Source organism: Mycobacterium shottsii (genome assembly GCF_010728525.1).
GTDB classification, from domain to species: domain Bacteria; phylum Actinomycetota; class Actinomycetes; order Mycobacteriales; family Mycobacteriaceae; genus Mycobacterium; species Mycobacterium marinum.
Map to the genome: position 1 here is coordinate 632,759 of NZ_AP022572.1, position 20,844 is coordinate 653,602.

The following is a 20,844-nucleotide window of genomic DNA, read 5'->3' on the forward strand; positions in this document are numbered from 1 at the left end:
ACCCGTTACCTTATAGGGATTTTAGTAATTCCGGTTTTGAGGGCGCCCAGGATGTGGGGTGGGCGTTGTTGCGCACCGTGCGGGTGAACACCCAGCCGATGTGCATGTCGGTGAGGTTGACCGTGCGGGCGAACTCACCTTTCAGTGTCGGGCCGCAGTGCGCCACGGTGTCGCCTTCGAAGAACCCCGGAGATTCTTCGGCCTCATCGCCTGCTTTGCAGATGGTGATCGAGGACCGCAGCAGCGGGAGGGTTTCGTCGTCGACACACCCGAGATCTGGTCGCGGGCCTTGGCGCCGCGCAGGTAGCGGTCGATCGTGGCGCTGCTCATCGCCAACAGCTCGGCACGCACCGCCGGGCCGTAACGGTCACGGCCGTCCACCAGTTCGCCGTGGCGTTCTAGAGCATCCAACTGAAGTGCCATGGAAGCGGCCAGGTACCGGCCGCACTGCCCGCCTGAGGCCGCCCACACCTTCTGCAACACCTTGAGCGCATCCTAGGAGTACTTCGGATTACGTTGCCGGCAAATCCGTTTGGCGACCTGCCGACCCGCTCCCGCCGGCGCGGCCGCCGCCCTCAACCGCCGCCGGGCGTTGTCACGCGACCAGCCGGTGACCGCCACCACCTGATCCAGAATCTGCCCCTTGCCCGCCTTCGGCGCCCCCACATACCCCCTGTCGAACTTCGCGGTGATCTCGGCCCGAGACGACATCGACAGCCCACTTCCCATGCCTGCCAAGGATCGACCGTTTCGCGGGCATTTTTACGTGATCCACCGAGGACGCTTCACGGGCATTTCTCGTGATGCTTGCCGGGGTTTCCCGAAATCGGCGAGGATCTGCGACAATGCCAATTAATTGTCGTGCACTTGTCAGCGATGTCCGCTAGTCCCGGAGGGCCCTTGTATGCCGAGTCCGCGCCGCGAAGACGGCGGCATGTTGCGCTGTGGTGACCGCAGCGCCGCCGTCGCGGAGATCCGGGCTGCACTGGCCGCATTGGGCATGCTGGACAATCCCGACGAAGACCTGAGCACCGGGCGCCACATCGCGCTCGAGCTGTTCGACCCCGAGCTCGACCACGCGGTGCGCGCCTTCCAGCAACATCGGGGACTGCTTGTCGACGGCATCGTCGGTGAGGCAACCTATCGAGCGCTCAGAGAGGCCTCCTATCGCCTCGGTGCACGCACGCTCTATCACCAGTTCGGTGCGCCGCTCTACGGTGATGACGTCGCGACGCTGCAGGCCCGCCTACAGGACCTGGGTTTCTACACCGGGCTGGTCGATGGATATTTCGGGCTCCAAACCCACAATGCGCTGATGTCCTACCAGCGCGAGTACGGGATGTCCGCCGACGGTATCTGCGGTGCAGAGACGTTGCGGTCGTTGTACTTTCTGAGTTCACGCGTCAGCGGTGGCTCACCGCATGCGATTCGGGAAGAGGAACTGGTCCGCCGGTCAGGTCCCAAGCTGTCGGGCAAGCGCATCATCATTGATCCGGGCCGCGGAGGTAGCGACCGTGGCCTGATCGCGCACGGTGAAGCCGGACCGGTCAGCGAAGCGGACGTGCTGTGGGACTTGGCAAGTCGACTTGAAGCCGGCATGTCGGCAATCGGCATGGAGACCTTCTTGTCCCGGCCGGCGAACACCAGCCCGTCGGATGCCGAGCGGGCCGCTACCGCTAATGCCGTTGGTGCAGACCTGATGATCAGTCTGCGCTGCGAAACTCAGACCAGCGTTTCGGCCAACGGTGTCGCATCCTTTCACTTCGGTAATTCGCACGGTTCGGTATCGACCATCGGCCGCAACCTCGCCGACTTCATTCAGCGAGAAGTGGTGGCACGCACGGGCTTACAAGACTGCCGCACACACGGACGCACCTGGGATCTATTGCGATTGACCCGGATGCCTACCGTTCAGGTCGACATCGGTTACATCACCAACCCGCTCGATCGCGAGCTGCTGTTCTCGACACGAACCCGCGATGCCATAGCCGAAGGTATTCTCGCCGCGGTCAAGCGGCTCTACTTGCTCGGCAAGAATGACCGGCCCACGGGCACATTCACATTCGCCGAGCTGCTGGCCCACGAACTGTCCGTGGAGCGAGCCAGCCGCCTCAGCGGTTCCTAAACCAGCCCATACCGCCAGAACCGTTGGCGTTCTGTATACTTACGGACTGCAACTCGCAGCGCCGGCTCCCACCGGCTGCTGCAATTGAGCATTCTCCAAGAGCCGTTCCAGCGCGGCCTCGACTTCGGCCTTCCACCCCAGGCCCTTGTCCAACTCGAGGCGCAAGCGAGGGAAGTACGGATGCGGCCCCACCACAACGAAACCCACGTCGATCAAGAAGTCGGCGTCCAGCATGCAGTGCTCCACCGAACAGTCACCGAGAGCCGCCGGCACCGGTTGCAGCTCAGGGGTGACGGCATTCGAGTCTTGTAGCTCGGCGGAGGCGGTGGTGCGGCCGAACGCCTCCACGGCACGCACGCCGCGGCGCACCAGTTCGTCGATGACTCCGACGATCAGACTGTGCGACAAGTCCTCGGTGTCCTCGCCGGCCTCGATGCCCATCGAGGTCAGCAGGATCGCGTCGGCGGACACCGGCCCGGACGGAAAGCGGTGGGCCCGCGGTACCGCTCGTGGCGGCGCATAAAACACATAGCCCAGACAGGCCGGTTCAGCGTCGCTACGCTCGTCCGGGATTGCCGTGGCGATCTGGCCGCACGAGCCCCATTCCAACATGACCATCGACAGCCAGGCTTCCTTTTCGAATTCCGGGTCGGCGAGGTGGTCGTTGTTGCCCAGGGTCGCGGGATCCACTTCCCAGAAGACGCACCGGCGCGCATGCTTGGGAAGCTGCTCGAAGGCTTCGAGCCGCAGCGCTGTAATACGAGCAGACACTAGTCTCCTGGCCTCCGTGCGGTATTGCAGCAATCGTTTCTTGCACCTCTGCTAAGCCGCCCGGCCCGCGTCGTTGCAAGGCGATGTCGGCAGCCCCGCTCCTCCGCGAACCGCCCCGCGGCTCGCGTTGTCACACGGCGATAGCAACAGCCAGTTGTCTCCCGGCTGATGTGCCAACGACAACCTCTCCAGAATAAGAGAGTGGGCCGGGATGGGGCCAGTGTTGGCCTAGCCACTCCAGACCGCCCGGGGTTTGTGTCGGGCCAGTCCGACGTCAGATCCCCCCCGAACCACGCCGGCCGCTCGGGCGGGACTCGGCTGTGGTTCCGCCGCGCTGGTCCGAAAGCCGGTCCAATCACGAATTCGACTGAGCCACAGCAGTTCTCCATCCGGTTTGGATTCCGAGGGTGGATTTTTCTGCGGTCGGGACCGACGCAGTGTCACAGTGACGTAATTACCGCTTGTGGCTGGTCACGCCTCGGCATCGGTCATTATTCCAATGATTCGTTGCAAGTCGTCCACCGATCCGAACTCGACCACGATCTTGCCCTTACGTTTGCCAAGACTGACTGTCACCCGGGTATCGAAGGCGTTCGACAGCCGGTCAGCAACGTCTTGCAGTCCCGGCATCTGGATCGGCTTGCGCCGCGGCGGTGTCGGGGTACTTGCGTCGCTGCGGTTGGCCAGGGTCACCGCCTCCTCGGTGGCCCGCACCGAGAGTCCTTCCGCAACGATCCTGCTTGCCAGTTCTTCCTGAGCCTCCGGGCCGGCTTCCAGCGATAGCAGTGCACGTGCATGCCCCGCGGACAGCACGCCCGCAGCCACTCGCCGCTGGACCGGGATCGGCAGTTTCAGCAACCGGATCATGTTGGTGATCAACGGCCGAGAGCGGCCGATCCGGGCGGCCAGCTCATCGTGGGTAACGCCAAACTCATCGAGAAGTTGTTGATATGCGGCGGCTTCTTCCAAGGGATTCAGCTGTACCCGGTGGATGTTTTCCAGCAGAGCATCGCGCAGCAGGTTGTCATCGCCGGTTTCCCGCACGATGGCCGGGATGGTGGCCAGCCCCGCCTCTTGAGCCGCTCGCCACCTCCGCTCCCCCATGACGATCTGGTAGGGCGCACCGCTTTGTGCTCCGTCAACCGTGCGCACCACGATCGGCTGTAAGAGGCCGAACTCGCGGATGGAATGCACCAATTCCGAGAGCGCTTCTTCATCAAAGACCTGCCGTGGCTGACGGGGGTTCGCCTCGATATCCCCCGGCGCAATCTCTCGGTACACCGCGCCCATCGCCGCGGCATCCGCGACGGGGCCACCGATGACGACGTCGGCGGCGGCCGAACCCATCCGGGGTCCAAAGCCTTGCGCGGCGGATTCGCCTTCGGCCGGGCCGGTGGGTATCAGCGAGGCCAGTCCCCGGCCGAGGCCGCCCTTTCTGCGCGAAGGCTGCGTCATGCCCGTTCCTTCCCGGTCTGTGGTCGATCACGCTGAGCGAGTTCGCGGCTGGCATCGAGGTAACTCATCGCCCCGCGCGAACCGGGGTCGTAATCAATGATCGTCATGCTGTAGCCCGGCGCTTCGGAGACTTTGACGCTGCGCGGTATGACGGTGCGAAGGACCTTGTCGCCGAAGTAGCTGCGGACTTCTTCGGCCACCTGGTCGGCCAGTTTCGTCCGCCCGTCATACATCGTCAAAATGACGGTGATGACTTCCAGGTCCGGATTGAGGTGAGCTTTCACCATCTCGATGTTGCGCATCAGCTGCGAGACGCCTTCCAGTGCGTAGTACTCGCACTGGATCGGGATCAGGACTTCCGGGGCCGCCACAAGCGCGTTGATTGTCAGCAGGCCCAACGATGGCGGGCAGTCCACAAAAACGTAGTCGAAGTCGAATTGGTCGAGCTCGGCCAGAGCGTTGCGCAGGCGATTCTCGCGCGCGACCATGCTCACCAACTCGATCTCCGCGCCGGCCAGATCGATGGTGGCCGGTACACAGAAGAGTCGGTCGCTGTGTGGGCTACGCCGTAGCGCCTCGCGTAATGAGACTTCGCCAATCAGCACCTCGTATGACGATGGGGTGCCCGACTGACGATCGGTGATCCCGAGTGCGGTGCTCGCGTTGCCCTGCGGGTCGAGATCGATAACCAGTGTCTTGAGTCCTTGGATCGCCAGGGCCGCCGCGAGGTTGACGGCGGTGGTGGTCTTGCCGACGCCCCCCTTCTGGTTTGCGATGGTGAAGACCCGGCGTTGATGCGGCGGTTTCAAGGGGTCGTGGGTCGTATGCAAGACCCGCATCGCTCGCTCGGCGGCAGCGCCGATTGGGGTATCGAACTCACTCAATGTTTCACGTGAAACATTCACCGTCGGATTGTCCGCCGATTCCGCCGCGGACGCTACCCCGTCCGCGTCCGGCCCGGTCGCCTCCACCGCCTCCGGCGCATCGGCCTCGCCGGTGGCGACACCACCCGGTATCCCGGCAGCGGCGTCCGATCCGTTGTCCACCCCGGCGGCACCGCCGGATTCGGCATCATCCTTCGCCGCCGCGGACGCTCCCGCACCGGGTACCGGAATTCGTAACAGCCTCATGCCGGTGCTCCCCCCGTTCGCCGCGGAGAGACCCGTCGATTGGGCCCACGGGTGTCTCCGCGTCGGGCTACCACCACGGTTGCGGGCGGTTGCAAGTAGTTCGCGCCACATGGCACTACCCTGACATCCGCGGCACCCAACGACTCCATTACACGCCGGTGCTCGCGCACTTCATCGGGAGCTCGCTCCCCTTTGATCGCCAGCATTCGCCCCTCCCGCTTCAACAACGGCATACTCCACTTCGTCAGTTTATCCAATGCGGCCACCGCTCTCGAAACCGCGACATCACTGCCGCCGAGGCGCTCTCGCACCGACCGTTCCTCCGCGCGGCCTCGCACGACTTCCACGGCCAGGCCGAGATCTGTGACGACCTCCTGCAGAAATTCGACGCGCCGCAGCATTGGCTCCAGCAAGACGACCTGGAGGTCGGGGCGGGCCATCGCCAACGGTAGGCCCGGCAGACCCGCCCCGCTTCCGATGTCTACGACGCGTTCACCGTGATCGAGAAGTTCACCGATCACCGCGGAGTTCAAGACGTGACGTTCCCAGAGCCGGTCCACCTCACGCGGTCCGAACAATCCCCGCTCGACCCCGGCGGTGGCCAGCCAATCGGCATAACGTTCGGCGAGCTCGAGGCGCGGGCCGAAGATCGCCGACGCGGCATCGTCGAGGGACTGTGTCATCGCTCCGAACTCTCGGCCGGCTCGTGAGTCGGGCCATGTTTCACGTGAAACATTCTCCGCTCTTCTTGCACCCAACAGACCGCACCCGCAATAACTACATCGCTGTAACTCGATCGGCACCCATTACAGCAGGGTCCCGATCGGCTTACGGATCAGTCGCGCAGAACGACGACGCGCCGTGCCGGCTCGACGCCTTCACTTTCGCTGTGCACGCCCGGCACCGCCGCCACCGCGTCGTGCACGATCTTGCGCTCGAACGGGGTCATCGGCGACAGCTCCTCGCGTTCACCGCTGTCGGCCACCCGACGCGCCACCTTGTCGCCCAGCACCGCCAACTCCTCGCGACGCTTGCGCCGCCAGCTGGCGATGTCGAGCATCAAGCGGCTGCGCACACCCGTCTTCTGGTGCACCGCCAGCCGGGTGAGTTCTTGGAGCGCATCCAGGACCTCTCCCCCACGGACTACCAACTTGTTCAGGTCGTTGCCACCGTCGATGCTCACCACCGCACGGCTGCCCTCGACGTCCAGATCGATGTCCCCATCGAAGTCCAGCAGGTCCAACAACTCTTCCAAGTAGTCACCGGCGATCTCGCCCTCGGCGACCAAACGCTCCTCGAGGTCGTCACCCTCGGCGGCGCCATCGGCCGGCGGTGTCTTCTCCGCCACGCTACTTTCCAGTTCGGTGATGCCAGCCTCGGTCATAACTCTATCTCCCCTCAGTCACGGGTTGGTGGTCGCGAAAATTCGCGGGGTCTTTTCTCTAGTGGCTCAGCACCGGTGCTCCGGCTGAGCCGACGGCGCTCACGCGCCCACGGTTACCGTTTACGTTTTTTGGGACGCGCACCCGGGCGCGGCGTTCGATTAATTGGCAAGCTGTTGCGCGCGGTCGAGTTCGGCTTGTCCTGCTTGGTGTCGCCGGACGGCGCTTCCTCGCCCGAAGCCTCGGTCGCGTCGGTGTCCGAGACGTCCTCTGACTCCGCTGGCGATCCATTGCTGCCCGCCACCGCTTTGGGTGTGCGCTTCGGCTTGGCTCCCGGCGCGGGAGCGTTGGCCGCCCGCCGCTCCAACGCCTCCTGCTTCTTGGCATCTTCCTCTTTCTCGATCATGCTGAAGACGTAGTGCTGTTGACCGAACGTCCAGATGTTGTTCGAGAACCAGTACAAGATGATGGCCAGCGGAAGAAACGGCCCACCGACAACCACGCCCAGCGGAAAGACGTAGAGAGCCAGTTTGTTCATCATCGCGGTCTGCGGGTTGGCCGCGGCCTCGGCACTCTGCCGCGCGACCGACGCCCGACTGTTGAAGTAGGTCGCGACACCGGCCAGAACCATCACCGGAACACCCACCACGATCACCGCGGGCCGACTGAAATCGACGAACGCGTCCAGCCCGCCCCGCTGCGTCATCGAGGCACCGATCGGCGCACCGAACAGGTTTGCGTCCAGGAAGTGGCCCACATCGGTCGGGGTGAAGACATAGTTTCCGGTGAGCCGGTTCTCCACCACCGACAAGTCCGGCTGACCGAACCCACCCGTTGTCCGATTGAACGAACGCAACACGTGGTAAAGCCCCAAGAACACCGGAATCTGCGCAAGCATCGGCAGACAGCCCAGGATTGGGTTGAACCCGTGCTCCCGTTGCAGCTTCTGCATCTCGAGCGCCATGCGCTGGCGATCCTTGCCGTACTTCTTCTGCAAGGCCTTGATCTGTGGCTGCAGCTCCTGCATTTGCCGCGTGGTCCGGATCTGGCGCACGAACGGCTTGTACAGCAGGGCGCGCAATGTGAAGACCAAGAACATCACCGACAGCGCCCAGGCGAAGAAGTTCGAGGGGCCTAGCACCAAGGCGAACAGCTTGTACCAAACCCACATGATCCACGACACCGGGTAGTAGACGAAGTCGAGGCTGAAAAAATCAAACAAAAAACTCACTCTCCCCTTGCTTCACCGCGGGACTGCACCCAGCCTCGTCTGCCCGGCAACCCTGGCGCTCCGGTATCGGATCCCAACCCCCTTGGTGCCACGGCCCACACTTTGCGAGTCGGGCGACCGTCAGCCAACTGCCCCGAATCAGTCCGTACTCGGAAAGCGCATCCACCGCGTACTGACTGCAGGTTGGGATAAAACGACACGAGGCCGGCCGCAACGGCGAGACCATGTGCCGATAAAGCTCGATCACATAAATGAGTCCGCGCGCTGCCAACCGGCCGCTGGTTCTCACCATGCCTGGGCCACTCGATGCCGACGAGGTCACCGGTCGGCACCCGCCGATTCGAACGCCCGTCGCAATCCGGTACGCAGTTGCTGCTCCAGCCATGCCGACGACACGTGGCGGCTGCTCGGCAACGCACGAATCACAACTCGATCGCACGGGTGAAGGTTCATCAGCATCGGACGGGCGACATGTCGCAGTCGACGCGCAACTCGGTGACGTTCCACTGCTGTACCCGCGGACTTGGCGATGATCAGCCCAACCCGGGGGCTGCTGTCTGCAGCGCATTCCTTGGCCCGACGGACGTGAACGATGACGTCGGGCTGCACGGTGCGCACCCCTTGTCTGACCGTCGCGTCAAACTCAGTCGACCGCCTCATGCGGTTGCGTGCGAACAGCACCGCTGGGAAACCCGGCGCTGCGATCAGGCAGTTAATGCACGGCGGCCCTTACGGCGCCGAACAGTAACAATGGCCCGCCCAGCGCGGGTCCGCATCCGCAGACGGAAGCCGTGAACGCGGGCTCGACGCCGGTTGTTCGGCTGGAAGGTCCGCTTGCCCTTGGCCACGACATTCTCCTCGGTGTCTCTGGCATAACCAACCGGCCGCCAACATCCTCACTGTCGGCCGGAGGTGGTCTCGCTACTGGCCGGCGCGGTCCCTCAATACAAGATTCAGGTCGCAGCCGCATCGCCTACTTTCGGGCGACTGTTTGAGGGTACTGACGAGCCTTCTCCTGGTCAAACCTCCGGCAAGCATCACGAAAATGCCCGTGAAGCGTCCTCGGTGGATCACGTAAAAATGCCCGCGAAACGGTCGATCCTCAGCAGGCATGGGAAGTGGGCTGTCGATGTCGTCTCGGGCCGAGATCACCGCGAAGTTCGCCAGGGGGTATGTGGGGGCGCCGAAGGCGGACAAGGGGCAGATTCTGGATCAGGTGGTGGCGGTCACCGGCTGGTCGCGTGACAACGCCCGGCGGCGGTTGAGGGCGGCGGCCGCGCCGCCGGGAGCGGGTCGGCAGGTCGCCAAACGGACTCGCCGGCAACGCAATCCGAAGTACTCTAGGATGCGCTCAAGGTGTTGCAGAAGGTGTGGGCGGCCTCAGGCGGGCAGTGCGGCCGGTATCTGGCCGCTTCCATGGCACTTCAGTTGGATGCTCTAGAACGCCACGGCGAACTGGTGGACGGCCGTGACCGTTACGGCCCGGCGGTGCGTGCCGAGCTGTTGGCGATGAGCAGCGCCACGATCGACCGCTACCTGCGCGGCGCCAAGGCCCGCGACCAGATCTCGGGTGTGTCGACGACGAAACCCTCCCCGCTGCTGCGGTCCTCGATCACCATCTGCAAAGCAGGCGATGAGGCCGAAGAATCTCCGGGGTTCTTCGAAGGCGACACCGTGGCGCACTGCGGCCCGACACTGAAAGGTGAGTTCGCCCGCACGGTCAACCTCACCGACATGCACATCGGCTGGGTGTTCACCCGCACGGTGCGCAACAACGCCCACCCCCACATCCTGGGCGCCCTCAAAACCGGAATTACTAAAATCCCTATAAGGTAACGGGTTTGGACTTCGACAACGGCACCGAATTCCTCAATAAGGCGGTCATCAAGTGGGCCGCGGACATGGAGATCTTCTTCACCCGCTCACGACCCTACAAGAAGAACGACCAGGCCACCATCGAGTCCAAAAACAACCACCTCGTGCGTCGCTACGGGTTCTACTACCGCTACGACACCGACGAAGAACGCGCCGTGCTCAACCGGCTGTGGCACCTGGTCAACGACCGGCTCAACTACCTGACCCCCACCATCAAACCCATCAGCTACGGCTGCAGCCGCGACGGTCACCGCCGCCGGCTCTACGACAAGCCCCAGACCCCTGGACCGGCTGCTGGCCGCCGGAGTCCTCTCAGCGGCCCAACAAACAGAGCTGCTCACCTACCGCAACAGCCTCAACCCCGCCGCGATCGCCCGCCAGATCGCCGACCTGCAAGCCGCCCTGCTCAGACTCGCCAAAGACAAGACCGAACAGCTCTACCTCGCCGCCATACCCGCCGCTCTACCCGCCCTCAAAGCCGGCATCCGCATCAAAAGCAAGACCACCACCTGACCCCGATTTCGCGGGCATTCCTTACCTGATGCATGAACCAGGTTTCGCAGGCATCTTGACTTGATGCATCACGACCTAGCCAGCCGCAATAGACCCACCCTGAACCGAGTCGACCGCCAAATCTGGGTCACAAAACCACCCTCACAGCCAACCCTCAACCGAATACCAGAGAACTGTTGGCAGCCGCACCGAAAACTGTTAGCTTCGGGCAGTGCTGTTTTCGGATTGAAACGGCGGCCGACAATGAAGCGAGGATGGCGGATCAACTAGCTGCCCAGACAACCGCTTGGTTGTACGCAGCGCGGAGATCGCGAGCCGTTGCCGATAGGCTGTTGCCCGCCATTGGTCGTCCTTTCCACACCTGTGCATAACGGTGTGGATAGTGTGGCCCATAATTCCACTGCTATGTCGGATCAGGGAGATGCGTCGTTGACCAATGACCCCGATTCCGGTTTCGCCGCAGTGTGGAATGCCGTCGTCGCTGAGCTCAACGGAGAACCCAACACTGATGGTGATGCCGGCACCGGCACCACTTTGACCAGTCCACTAACCCCCCAGCAAAGAGCTTGGTTGAACCTCGTCCAACCACTCACCATCGTTGAGGGGTTTGCTCTGCTGTCGGTCCCCAGCAGCTTTGTGCAAAACGAGATCAAACGCCACCTGCGCACCCCGATCACCGCAGCGCTGAGCCGTCGGCTTGGACAACAGATCCAGCTCGGGGTCCGCATCGCCCCGCCGCCCGCCGACGATGATGACGATTCGGTGGTTGCTGCGGTCGAGGACCCCGGCCTCGAAGCGTCACCAGGAACGTCACAAGAAGTCTCCGACGAGATCGATGACTTTGGCGAAAACGCGCCAAATTCGCGGCAAAGCTGGCCGACGCACTTCAAGAAGCGCTCAACCGACGCTGATACCAGCGCTAGCGCCGGCGGTACCAGCCTCAACCGCCGCTACACGTTCGACACCTTCGTCATCGGAGCCTCCAACCGATTCGCGCACGCGGCCACTCTGGCGATCGCCGAGGCACCCGCCCGTGCCTACAACCCACTTTTCATCTGGGGCGAGTCCGGACTGGGCAAAACACACCTGCTGCACGCCGCGGGGAACTACGCACAGCGTTTGTTCCCGGGCATGCGCGTCAAATACGTGTCCACCGAGGAATTCACCAACGACTTCATCAACTCGCTGCGTGATGACCGCAAAGTCGCCTTCAAACGCAGCTACCGCGACGTCGACGTATTGCTCGTCGATGACATCCAGTTCATCGAAGGCAAAGAAGGTATCCAGGAAGAGTTCTTCCACACCTTCAACACGTTGCACAACGCGAACAAGCAGATCGTGATCTCCTCGGACCGGCCGCCCAAACAGCTGGCCACTCTCGAAGACCGGCTCAGAACCCGGTTCGAGTGGGGACTGATCACCGACGTTCAACCCCCCGAGCTGGAAACCCGCATCGCGATCTTGCGCAAGAAGGCGCAGATGGAGCGACTCGCGGTGCCCGACGATGTCCTAGAACTGATCGCCAGCAGCATCGAACGCAACATTCGCGAACTCGAGGGTGCCCTCATCCGTGTCACCGCGTTTGCCTCGTTGAACAAGACGCCCATCGACAAGGCACTTGCCGAGATCGTACTGCGTGATCTGATCGCCGACGCCGGCACCATGCAAATCAGCGCGGCCACCATCATGGCTGCCACCGCCGAGTACTTTGACACCACGGTCGAGGAGCTCCGCGGCCCTGGCAAGACCCGAGCGCTGGCTCAGTCGCGACAGATCGCGATGTACCTGTGCCGGGAGCTCACTGACCTGTCACTACCCAAGATCGGCCAGGCATTCGGGCGCGACCACACCACGGTCATGTACGCCCAGCGCAAGATCCTGTCCGAAATGGCAGAGCGCCGTGAGGTCTTCGATCACGTCAAGGAGCTCACCACCCGCATTCGGCAGCGCTCCAAGCGCTGATCCGCGGCCGGCTCCAGTAATTTCTGCAAAAAAACTTCTCTCACGTTAGTCACACGAGTTACACGACACCGGTGTGTGTAGTCCTGTGCACAAACGGCTGCAGACATTCATGTAATTTTCGGACTGGAGTGCACACCGCCCGTCCCATCCCCAACAGGCCAACACAGAACACACAGCCACCCGCAGCCTGATCCACAGCCCCACCGGTCCTCTAGCTGCGTCAAGACCCGGCTGTCCCCAGAATTAACACCCCTTATTACTGTTATTGAGATCTCTTCGACGTTTGTTCTTTGAAGAACAGCGTTGGGGACATCCGCTACACAGCGCCGCATCGCAGCGCCTGTCGGCTGACTTGTCGTCACTGACAGCGAGCTTTCAAGTTCAGGCTTAAAGCTCTACGGTTGGTGTTCGACTGTCGTTGCGGACGTCTTGGTGTAACTACACGCCACTGACGTACGAAGCGGTCAGTCCCACCTGCCGGCGGCAAAGTCGGCTCATGGATTTACGGATTTTGAACTCACTGTTAGGTGAAGGGACGCAATGGACGCGGCTACGACACGAGCTGGTCTCACCGACTTGAAATTTCGTTCGGTGCGCGAGTCCTTCGCCGATGCGGTGTCGTGGGTCGCAAAAAACTTGCCCAGCAGGCCTGCGGTGCCGGTGCTGTCGGGGGTGTTGTTGACCGGCTCCGACGAGGGGCTGACCATCTCGGGTTTTGACTACGAGGTTTCCGCAGAAGTCCGGGTTCCCGCCGAAATCGCTTCTCCTGGAACGGTTTTGGTATCAGGGCGATTGCTGTCCGACATTACCCGGGCACTGCCGAACAAGCCGGTCGACTTCTACGTCGACGGTAACCGCGTCGCGCTGACCTGTGGGAACGCCAGGTTTTCACTTCCGACCATGGCGGTTGAGGATTACCCGACGCTGCCCACACTGCCCGAGGACACCGGCACGCTGCCCGCCGAGCTGTTCTCCGAGGCGATCGGTCAGGTCGCCATCGCCGCAGGTCGTGATGACACCTTGCCCATGTTGACCGGTATTCGTGTCGAGATCTCAGGCGAGAAAGTGGTTTTGGCGGCCACCGACCGGTTCCGCCTGGCAGTTCGCGAGTTGACCTGGAATGCGTTGTCCCCCGACATCGAGGCGGCGGTGTTGGTGCCGGCCAAGACCCTGGGCGAGGCGGCCAAAGCCAACACCGATGGTTCGGAAGTCCGGTTGTCGTTGGGCGCCGGGATGGGGGTTGGCAAGGACGGCCTGCTGGGTATCAGCGGTGACGGTAAGCGCAGCACCACCCGGCTCCTTGATGCGGAGTTTCCCAAGTTCCGTCAGCTGTTGCCGGCCGAACATACCGCGGTGGTCAGCGCCGATGTGGCTGAGCTGACCGAAGCGATCAAGCTGGTCGCCTTGGTGGCCGATCGCGGCGCCCAGGTGCGTATGGAGTTCGCCGATGGAATGTTGCGGCTTTCGGCCGGAGCCGATGACGTCGGACGGGCCGAAGAAGACATTGCCGTTGAGTTCGCGGGTCAACCCTTGACCATCGCGTTCAACCCGACATATCTGATCGACGGGTTGGCCTCGTTGCATTCCGAGCGGGTGTCGTTCGGTTTCACCACGCCGGGCAAGCCGGCGCTGTTGCGGCCGGCGTCCGCTGAGGACCGGATTGTCAGCGGTCCCGGGGATCAAGGTCCCTTCGCGGCGGTGCCGACCGACTATGTCTATCTGTTGATGCCGGTTCGGTTGCCGGGCTGACCACCATGGTGCCGAAATAGGTGTACGTCCGGCATTTGGGATTGCGTGATTTCCGTTCGTGGGCGTACGCGGATCTTGAACTGGGGCCCGGACGAACGGTGTTTGTCGGTCCGAACGGCTTTGGCAAGACCAATATCATTGAGGCGCTGTGGTATTCGGTCACATTGGGGTCGCACCGGGTCGGTACCGACGCGCCGTTGATCCGCGCGGGTGCCGACCGAGCGGTGATCTCGACGATCGTGGTCAATGACGGTCGAGAATGTGCGGTGGACCTGGAGATCGCCGCCGGCCGTGCCAACAAGGCGCGGTTGAATCGATCACCGGTGCGCAGCACGCGCGAGGTGATCGGTGTTTTGCGGGCGGTGTTGTTTGCCCCCGAAGATCTGGCCTTGGTGCGTGGGGACCCAGCGGATCGTCGCCGCTACCTCGATGACTTGGCGACGTTGCGCCGACCGACCATTGCCGGCGTGCGTGCCGACTATGACAAGGTGCTGCGGCAGCGCACCGCATTGCTGAAATCCGTTTCAGGAGCACGGTTTCGGGGAGACCGCGGCGCGTTGGACACCTTAGATGTATGGGACAGCCGGCTGGCTCAACATGGTGCGGAACTGATGGCGGCCCGCATTGATTTGGTGCGTCTACTGGCACCGGAAGTGGAAAAGGCATATCAGCTGCTGGCGCCGGAGTCGCGGTCAGCGGCGATCGCGTATCGAGCCAGCATGGATGCATTCGTGGCTGCCGACGACGCCGCGCCGGATCGTGTCACCCTGGAAGAAGGGTTGTTGGCGGCGTTGGCCGCGCGCCGTGATGCCGAGTTGGAGCGGGGTGTGTGTCTGGTGGGTCCGCACCGTGACGACTTGGAATTGCGTCTCGGCGACCAGCCGGCAAAAGGCTTTGCCAGCCATGGGGAGTCGTGGTCGATGGCGGTGGCGCTGCGGTTGGCGGCCTTCGCGCTGCTGCGCGCCGACGGTAGCGAACCGGTCTTGTTGCTCGACGACGTGTTCGCTGAGCTCGATGCCGCCCGCCGCATGGCTTTGGCAAGGGTCGCCGAGTCGGCCGAACAAGTCTTGGTAACCGCGGCGGTGCTCGAAGACATCCCTTCGGGCTGGGATGCTCGCAAGGTGCATATCGATCTGCGTGACAGTGCGGACGGACGGGTGTCGGTGGTGCAATCGTGAGCGATGACGGCGAACAGCCCGGGCCCGGTGACGGCGCAGCACGTGACGAATTGCCCGGCATGGACTTGGTGCGGCGTACTTTGGAAGAAGCGCGGGCGGCAGCTCGCGCCCGTGGCCAAGACCCGGGGCGAGGTTTCGCCGCGGGGCCCGCGCCGCGACGTGTGGTGGGGCGACGCCGTCGGTGGTCAGGGCCAGGGCCGGACACCAGGGATCCGCAACCGCTGGGCAAGCTGACGCGCGACTTGGCGAAAAAGCGCGGGTGGTCCGGTCACGTGGCGGAAGGCACCGTGCTGGGTCAGTGGAGTCAGGCGGTCGGGTCGCAGATCGCCGATCATGCAACGCCCACGGCGCTGAATGAGGGTGTGTTGAGTGTGACTGCCGACTCGACGGCGTGGGCGACACAGTTGCGGATCATGCAATCACAACTGTTGGCCAAGATCGCCGCAGCGGTGGGCAACGGCGTGGTGAACTCGCTCAAGATCACCGGCCCGGCGAGTCCGTCGTGGCGCAAAGGGCCCCGGCACATCGCTGGTAGAGGGCCTCGCGACACCTACGGCTAGGACCCACGCGGACAAATGTGACCCCTCAAATCGAGTCCACGGCCATGGAGGTCTCAGATCGGCTAGGACGAGATGGACCCGCATCTCCAACGTCGGGACGCATCGAGAAGCAAGATATCGAGCGCACGGCGCAGTTAGATAGGTGGAAACGCGCTCAGAGAATCGGTGCGGACAACCACTCACGGTAGAGTGGAGGAGTGACTGCTGCGGTGACTGGACCGCGCGCATCCAACCCCGAGGAGAACATTCGGACCGTGGCTGCCCAGAAGAAGAAGGCACAAGACGAATACGGCGCTTCGGCGATCACCGTTCTCGAAGGCCTCGAGGCCGTCCGTAAACGCCCCGGTATGTACATCGGGTCCACCGGTGAGCGCGGTCTGCACCACCTGGTGTGGGAGGTCGTCGACAACTCGGTGGACGAGGCGATGGCGGGCTACGCCACCCAGGTGAACGTGCGGCTGCTCGATGACGGTAGTGTCGAGGTCGCTGACAACGGCCGAGGCATTCCGGTCGCGATGCACGCCACCGGCGCCCCGACAGTCGACGTTGTCATGACCCAGCTGCACGCCGGCGGCAAGTTCGGCGGCGAGAACAGTGGTTACAACGTCAGTGGTGGTCTGCACGGCGTGGGTGTGTCGGTGGTCAACGCGCTATCCACCCGACTGGAAGTGGACATCAAGCGCGACGGATACGAGTGGTCGCAGTTCTACGACCGCGCCCAGCCGGGCACCCTCAAACAGGGCGAGGCAACCAAGAAGACCGGAACCACCATCCGGTTCTGGGCCGATCCGGACATCTTTGAGACCACCGAATACGACTTCGAGACGGTGGCGCGGCGCCTGCAGGAGATGGCGTTCCTCAACAAGGACCTGACCATCAACCTCACCGACGAGCGGGTCACCCCGGACGAGGTCGTCGACGACCTCGTCAGTGATACCGCCGAAGCACCAAAGTCCGCCCAGGAGAAGGCCGCCGAATCGACCGCGCCGCACAAGGTCAAGAGCCGCACCTTCCACTATCCCGGCGGTTTGGTCGATTTCGTCAAGCACATCAACCGCACCAAGAGTCCGATTCAGCAGAGCATCGTCGACTTCGAGGGCAAGGGCTCCGGCCACGAAGTCGAAATCGCGATGCAGTGGAACGGCGGCTACTCGGAGTCGGTGCACACCTTCGCCAACACCATCAACACCCATGAGGGTGGAACGCACGAAGAGGGCTTCCGCAGTGCGTTGACCTCGGTGGTGAACAAGTACGCCAAAGACAAGAAGCTGCTCAAGGACAAGGACCCCAACCTCACCGGTGACGACATCCGCGAGGGATTGGCCGCGGTCATCTCGGTGCGGGTGGCAGAGCCGCAGTTCGAGGGTCAGACGAAGACCAAGCTGGGCAACACCGAGGTCAAGTCGTTTGTCCAGAAGGTTTGTAACGAGCAGCTCACGCACTGGTTCGAGGCCAATCCTTCGGAAGCCAAAACCATTGTGAACAAGGCGGTCTCCTCGGCGCAGGCACGTCTCGCCGCGCGCAAGGCGCGAGAGTTGGTGCGGCGCAAGAGCGCAACCGATCTCGGTGGGCTGCCCGGCAAGTTGGCCGACTGCCGCTCGACAGATCCACGTAAGTCGGAACTCTATGTGGTGGAGGGTGACTCGGCCGGCGGCTCGGCAAAGAGTGGCCGAGATTCGATGTTCCAGGCGATCCTGCCGCTGCGCGGCAAGATTATCAATGTCGAAAAGGCACGCATCGACCGAGTCCTGAAAAACACTGAAGTCCAGGCGATCATCACCGCGTTGGGTACCGGTATTCACGACGAATTCGACCTCTCGAAGCTGCGCTATCACAAGATCGTCTTGATGGCCGACGCCGACGTCGACGGCCAACACATCTCCACATTGTTGTTGACCCTGTTGTTCCGCTTCATGCGTCCGCTGATCGAGAACGGCCACGTGTTCCTGGCACAGCCGCCGCTGTACAAGTTGAAGTGGCACCGCACCGAACCCGAGTTCGCCTACTCTGATCGGGAGCGCGACGGCCTCCTCGAGGCTGGGCTCAAAGCCGGCAAGAAGATCAACAAGGAAGACGGCATTCAGCGTTACAAAGGTCTGGGCGAGATGGACGCCAAGGAGCTGTGGGAAACTACGATGGACCCATCGGTTCGGGTGCTGCGCCAGGTGACCCTCGACGATGCGGCGGCCGCCGACGAATTGTTCTCCATTCTGATGGGCGAAGACGTCGATGCACGCCGCAGCTTTATCACCCGTAATGCCAAAGACGTTCGGTTCCTGGACGTTTAGACCCCGAGTCCGCGTTTTGACTGAGCAAACGAGGAATAGATGACAGACACGACGCTGCCGCCTGGTGGTGAAGCTAGTGACCGGATAGAACCGGTCGACATTCAGCAGGAGATGCAGCGCAGCTACATCGACTACGCGATGAGCGTCATCGTCGGCCGGGCCCTGCCCGAAGTCCGCGACGGGCTCAAGCCGGTACACCGCCGTGTGCTCTATGCGATGTATGACTCCGGGTTCCGGCCAGAACGCAGTCACGCCAAGTCGGCGCGCTCGGTCGCCGAAACGATGGGTAACTACCACCCGCACGGTGACGCGTCGATCTATGACACCTTGGTGCGGATGGCGCAGCCGTGGTCGCTGCGGTACCTGCTGGTCGACGGTCAGGGCAACTTCGGGTCGCCGGGTAATGACCCGCCGGCGGCGATGCGGTACACCGAGGCTCGCCTGACCCCGTTGGCGATGGAGATGTTGCGTGAAATCGACGAGGAGACAGTCGATTTCATCCCGAACTACGACGGTCGGGTGCAGGAACCGACGGTGTTGCCCAGCCGGTTCCCCAACCTGTTGGCCAACGGGTCCGGCGGCATCGCGGTCGGCATGGCCACCAACATCCCGCCGCACAACTTGCGTGAACTCGCCGAAGCGGTGTTCTGGTGTCTGGAAAAACACGACGCCGACGAAGAGGCGACGCTGGCCGCGGTCACCGCACGCGTCAAGGGACCTGACTTCCCCACCTCGGGTTTGATCGTCGGTACCCAAGGCATCTCCGATGCCTACAAGACCGGTCGCGGTTCCATCCGGATGCGCGGAGTTGTTGAGATAGAGGAAGATTCGCGCGGCCGGACATCACTGGTCATCACCGAGTTGCCGTATCAGGTCAACCACGACAACTTCATCACCTCGATCGCCGAGCAGGTTCGCGACGGCAAACTGGCGGGCATCTCCAATATCGAGGACCAGTCCAGCGACCGGGTGGGCCTGCGGATCGTCGTCGAGATCAAACGCGACGCCGTGGCCAAGGTAGTCCTCAACAACCTCTACAAGCACACCCAGCTGCAGACCAGCTTCGGCGCCAACATGCTGTCCATAGTCGATGGCGTACCGCGCACCCTGCGTCTGGACCAGATGATCCGCTACTACGTCGAACACCAACTCGACGTGATCATCCGCCGCACCACCTACCGGCTACGAAAAGCCAATGAGCGGGCCCACATTCTGCGTGGTCTGGTCAAGGCGCTCGACGCGCTCGACGAGGTGATCGCACTGATCCGGGCCTCGCAGACGGTCGACATCGCCCGCGCCGGGCTGATCGAACTGCTCGACATCGACGAGATCCAGGCCCAGGCGATCCTGGACATGCAGCTGCGGCGGCTGGCCGCCCTGGAACGTCAGCGCATCGTCGACGACCTGGCCAAGATCGAGGCCGAGATCGCCGATCTGGAAGACATCCTGGCCAAACCGGAACGCCAGCGCGCCATCGTGCGTGAGGAACTCGCCGAGATCGTCGACAAGCACGGCGACGACCGTCGTACCCGGATCATCGCGGCTGACGGCGAAGTGAGCGATGAGGACTTGATCGCCCGCGAGGACGTCGTCGTCACGATCACCGAAACCGGTTACGCCAAGCGGACCAAGACCGACCTGTACCGCAGCCAGAAGCGCGGCGGCAAGGGCGTGCAGGGTGCCGGTCTCAAGCAAGACGACATCGTCCGGCACTTCTTCGTGTGCTCAACGCATGACTGGATCTTGTTCTTCACCACCCAGGGCCGGGTCTATCGGGCCAAGGCCTACGAACTGCCCGAGGCGTTACGCACCGCGCGTGGGCAGCACGTGGCGAACCTGTTGGCATTCCAGCCCGAGGAACGCATCGCTCAGGTCATCCAGATCAAGAGCTATGAGGATGCGCCCTACCTGGTGCTGGCCACCCAGAATGGGTTGGTGAAGAAATCCAAGTTGACCGACTTCGATTCCAACCGCTCCGGGGGGATCGTGGCGGTCAACCTGCGGGGTGAAGACGAACTCGTTGGCGCCGTGCTGTGCTCGTCCGAGGAAGACCTATTGCTGGTCTCGGCGAACGGTCAGTCGATCCGCTTCTCGGCGACCGACGAGGCGCTACGGCCGATGGGTCGGGCCACCTCCGGGGTGCAGGGCATGCGGTTCAACGCCGATGACCGGCTGCTGTCGTTGAATGTGGTCCGAGAGGGCACCTATTTGCTGGTGGCCACGGCGGGCGGCTACGCCAAACGCACTGGGATCGAGGAGTATCCGGTCCAGGGCCGCGGCGGCAAGGGCGTGCTGACCATCATGTATGACCGCCGGCGCGGCCGGCTGGTCGGTGCGCTGATCGTCGATGACGACAGTGAGCTCTACGCGATCACCTCCGGTGGCGGCGTCATCCGTACCGCGGCTCGCCAGGTCCGCAAGGCGGGACGGCAGACCAAGGGCGTTCGGTTGATGAACCTCGGCGAGGGTGACACGCTGTTGGCCATCGCCCGCAACGCTGAAGAGAACGCCGACGAAGCTGTCGCGGAAGCAACCGACACCGACGAGTCCAGGAACTAGGGCCGGGGCGGGGTACACCTGCCCTGGGGCAAAGCGCGGGGCCATTAGACTCAGCGACCTGGGTAC

Annotated in this window: 22 protein-coding genes; 10 read left to right on the forward strand and 12 right to left on the reverse strand. The window is 63.0% G+C overall.

Annotated elements, in window-relative coordinates:
• Positions 1-10: 10 nt before the first annotated feature.
• The 3 genes from G6N41_RS02975 to G6N41_RS02985 form a co-directional block, all read right to left on the reverse strand.
• A complete protein-coding gene (locus G6N41_RS02975) occupies positions 11-166 on the reverse strand; it encodes a hypothetical protein (RefSeq protein ID WP_198965232.1) in 156 nt (51 codons plus the stop codon).
• Positions 142-423, reverse strand: coding sequence for a hypothetical protein (locus tag G6N41_RS02980; RefSeq protein WP_198965176.1), 282 nt, complete (start codon positions 421-423; stop codon positions 142-144). The genes G6N41_RS02975 and G6N41_RS02980 overlap by 25 nt, the downstream gene beginning before the upstream one ends.
• A gap of 72 nt (positions 424-495) precedes the next feature.
• Positions 496-711, reverse strand: a complete 216-nt coding sequence (locus tag G6N41_RS02985; protein ID WP_198968086.1) for a hypothetical protein — start codon at positions 709-711, stop codon at positions 496-498.
• 193 nt (positions 712-904) lie between these two features.
• Between G6N41_RS02985 and G6N41_RS02990 the strand changes: the two genes are divergently transcribed.
• Positions 905-2,125: an N-acetylmuramoyl-L-alanine amidase gene (locus G6N41_RS02990; RefSeq protein ID WP_198966555.1), complete on the forward strand. Its 1,221-nt coding sequence runs from the start codon at positions 905-907 to the stop codon at positions 2,123-2,125.
• A 39-nt stretch (positions 2,126-2,164) separates the two neighbouring features.
• Here G6N41_RS02990 and G6N41_RS02995 read toward each other — a convergent pair whose 3' ends face one another.
• The 9 genes from G6N41_RS02995 to rpmH form a co-directional block, all read right to left on the reverse strand.
• Complete coding sequence (locus G6N41_RS02995; RefSeq protein ID WP_198966556.1) at positions 2,165-2,896, reverse strand: acetyltransferase; 732 nt, start codon at positions 2,894-2,896, stop codon at positions 2,165-2,167.
• Positions 2,897-3,367: 471 nt separating this feature from the next.
• Positions 3,368-4,351, reverse strand: coding sequence for a ParB/RepB/Spo0J family partition protein (locus tag G6N41_RS03000; protein WP_198966557.1), 984 nt, complete (start codon positions 4,349-4,351; stop codon positions 3,368-3,370).
• On the reverse strand, positions 4,348-5,481 hold the full coding sequence (locus tag G6N41_RS03005) for a ParA family protein (protein ID WP_231608968.1): 1,134 nt from the start codon (positions 5,479-5,481) through the stop codon (positions 4,348-4,350). Before G6N41_RS03005 ends, G6N41_RS03000 begins: the two co-directional genes overlap by 4 nt.
• A complete protein-coding gene (rsmG, locus tag G6N41_RS03010; RefSeq protein ID WP_198966558.1) occupies positions 5,478-6,164 on the reverse strand; it encodes a 16S rRNA (guanine(527)-N(7))-methyltransferase RsmG in 687 nt (228 codons plus the stop codon). Before rsmG ends, G6N41_RS03005 begins: the two co-directional genes overlap by 4 nt.
• Before the next feature lie 152 nt (positions 6,165-6,316).
• Positions 6,317-6,865 (reverse strand): Jag family protein, encoded by a 549-nt coding sequence (locus G6N41_RS03015; RefSeq protein WP_198966559.1) that lies wholly within the window; start codon positions 6,863-6,865, stop codon positions 6,317-6,319.
• A 113-nt stretch (positions 6,866-6,978) separates the two neighbouring features.
• Positions 6,979-8,094, reverse strand: coding sequence for a membrane protein insertase YidC (yidC, locus tag G6N41_RS03020; RefSeq protein WP_198966560.1), 1,116 nt, complete (start codon positions 8,092-8,094; stop codon positions 6,979-6,981).
• Positions 8,078-8,386, reverse strand: a complete 309-nt coding sequence (gene yidD, locus G6N41_RS03025) for a membrane protein insertion efficiency factor YidD (protein ID WP_011742528.1) — start codon at positions 8,384-8,386, stop codon at positions 8,078-8,080. The genes yidC and yidD overlap by 17 nt, the downstream gene beginning before the upstream one ends.
• A gap of 26 nt (positions 8,387-8,412) precedes the next feature.
• A complete protein-coding gene (rnpA, locus tag G6N41_RS03030; protein WP_198966561.1) occupies positions 8,413-8,775 on the reverse strand; it encodes a ribonuclease P protein component in 363 nt (120 codons plus the stop codon).
• Positions 8,776-8,798: 23 nt separating this feature from the next.
• Positions 8,799-8,942, reverse strand: a complete 144-nt coding sequence (gene rpmH, locus G6N41_RS03035) for a 50S ribosomal protein L34 (protein WP_198966562.1) — start codon at positions 8,940-8,942, stop codon at positions 8,799-8,801.
• 281 nt (positions 8,943-9,223) lie between these two features.
• Between rpmH and G6N41_RS03040 the strand changes: the two genes are divergently transcribed.
• From G6N41_RS03040 to gyrA, 9 genes are all read left to right on the forward strand, one after another.
• Entirely contained in the window at positions 9,224-9,535 is a 312-nt protein-coding gene (locus G6N41_RS03040) for a hypothetical protein (RefSeq protein ID WP_198968087.1), read from the forward strand.
• Complete coding sequence (locus tag G6N41_RS03045; RefSeq protein ID WP_198913147.1) at positions 9,511-9,930, forward strand: hypothetical protein; 420 nt, start codon at positions 9,511-9,513, stop codon at positions 9,928-9,930. The genes G6N41_RS03040 and G6N41_RS03045 overlap by 25 nt, the downstream gene beginning before the upstream one ends.
• Positions 9,931-9,935: 5 nt before the next feature.
• Positions 9,936-10,511 carry a hypothetical protein gene (locus G6N41_RS27815; protein WP_231608534.1) on the forward strand — a complete coding sequence of 192 codons (576 nt, stop codon included), beginning with the start codon at positions 9,936-9,938 and terminating at the stop codon, positions 10,509-10,511.
• A 400-nt stretch (positions 10,512-10,911) separates the two neighbouring features.
• Positions 10,912-12,444 (forward strand): chromosomal replication initiator protein DnaA, encoded by a 1,533-nt coding sequence (dnaA, locus tag G6N41_RS03055; protein WP_198966563.1) that lies wholly within the window; start codon positions 10,912-10,914, stop codon positions 12,442-12,444.
• A gap of 540 nt (positions 12,445-12,984) precedes the next feature.
• Positions 12,985-14,193: a DNA polymerase III subunit beta gene (gene dnaN, locus G6N41_RS03060; RefSeq protein WP_198966564.1), complete on the forward strand. Its 1,209-nt coding sequence runs from the start codon at positions 12,985-12,987 to the stop codon at positions 14,191-14,193.
• A gap of 20 nt (positions 14,194-14,213) precedes the next feature.
• A complete protein-coding gene (gene recF, locus G6N41_RS03065) occupies positions 14,214-15,371 on the forward strand; it encodes a DNA replication/repair protein RecF (RefSeq protein ID WP_198966565.1) in 1,158 nt (385 codons plus the stop codon).
• Positions 15,368-15,931, forward strand: a complete 564-nt coding sequence (locus G6N41_RS03070) for a DUF721 family protein (protein WP_198966566.1) — start codon at positions 15,368-15,370, stop codon at positions 15,929-15,931. Before recF ends, G6N41_RS03070 begins: the two co-directional genes overlap by 4 nt.
• 254 nt (positions 15,932-16,185) lie before the next feature.
• A complete protein-coding gene (gyrB, locus tag G6N41_RS03075) occupies positions 16,186-18,219 on the forward strand; it encodes a DNA topoisomerase (ATP-hydrolyzing) subunit B (protein WP_198967694.1) in 2,034 nt (677 codons plus the stop codon).
• A gap of 39 nt (positions 18,220-18,258) precedes the next feature.
• Positions 18,259-20,778 carry a DNA topoisomerase (ATP-hydrolyzing) subunit A gene (gene gyrA, locus G6N41_RS03080; RefSeq protein WP_198966567.1) on the forward strand — a complete coding sequence of 840 codons (2,520 nt, stop codon included), beginning with the start codon at positions 18,259-18,261 and terminating at the stop codon, positions 20,776-20,778.
• Positions 20,779-20,844: the final 66 nt, after the last annotated feature.

Coding starts and splice junctions, on each gene's coding strand:
- yidD (WP_011742528.1), bottom strand. CDS start 8,386: ATGGTGAGAACCAGCGGCCGGTTGGCAGCGCGCGGACTCATTTATGTG.
- G6N41_RS03005 (WP_231608968.1), bottom strand. CDS start 5,481: ATGAGGCTGTTACGAATTCCGGTACCCGGTGCGGGAGCGTCCGCGGCG.
- dnaN (WP_198966564.1), top strand. CDS start 12,985: ATGGACGCGGCTACGACACGAGCTGGTCTCACCGACTTGAAATTTCGT.
- G6N41_RS03040 (WP_198968087.1), top strand. CDS start 9,224: ATGTCGTCTCGGGCCGAGATCACCGCGAAGTTCGCCAGGGGGTATGTG.
- G6N41_RS03045 (WP_198913147.1), top strand. CDS start 9,511: ATGGCACTTCAGTTGGATGCTCTAGAACGCCACGGCGAACTGGTGGAC.
- G6N41_RS02980 (WP_198965176.1), bottom strand. CDS start 423: ATGGCACTTCAGTTGGATGCTCTAGAACGCCACGGCGAACTGGTGGAC.
- G6N41_RS02985 (WP_198968086.1), bottom strand. CDS start 711: ATGTCGTCTCGGGCCGAGATCACCGCGAAGTTCGACAGGGGGTATGTG.
- rsmG (WP_198966558.1), bottom strand. CDS start 6,164: ATGACACAGTCCCTCGACGATGCCGCGTCGGCGATCTTCGGCCCGCGC.
- gyrA (WP_198966567.1), top strand. CDS start 18,259: ATGACAGACACGACGCTGCCGCCTGGTGGTGAAGCTAGTGACCGGATA.
- G6N41_RS03000 (WP_198966557.1), bottom strand. CDS start 4,351: ATGACGCAGCCTTCGCGCAGAAAGGGCGGCCTCGGCCGGGGACTGGCC.
- G6N41_RS02990 (WP_198966555.1), top strand. CDS start 905: ATGCCGAGTCCGCGCCGCGAAGACGGCGGCATGTTGCGCTGTGGTGAC.
- G6N41_RS03015 (WP_198966559.1), bottom strand. CDS start 6,865: ATGACCGAGGCTGGCATCACCGAACTGGAAAGTAGCGTGGCGGAGAAG.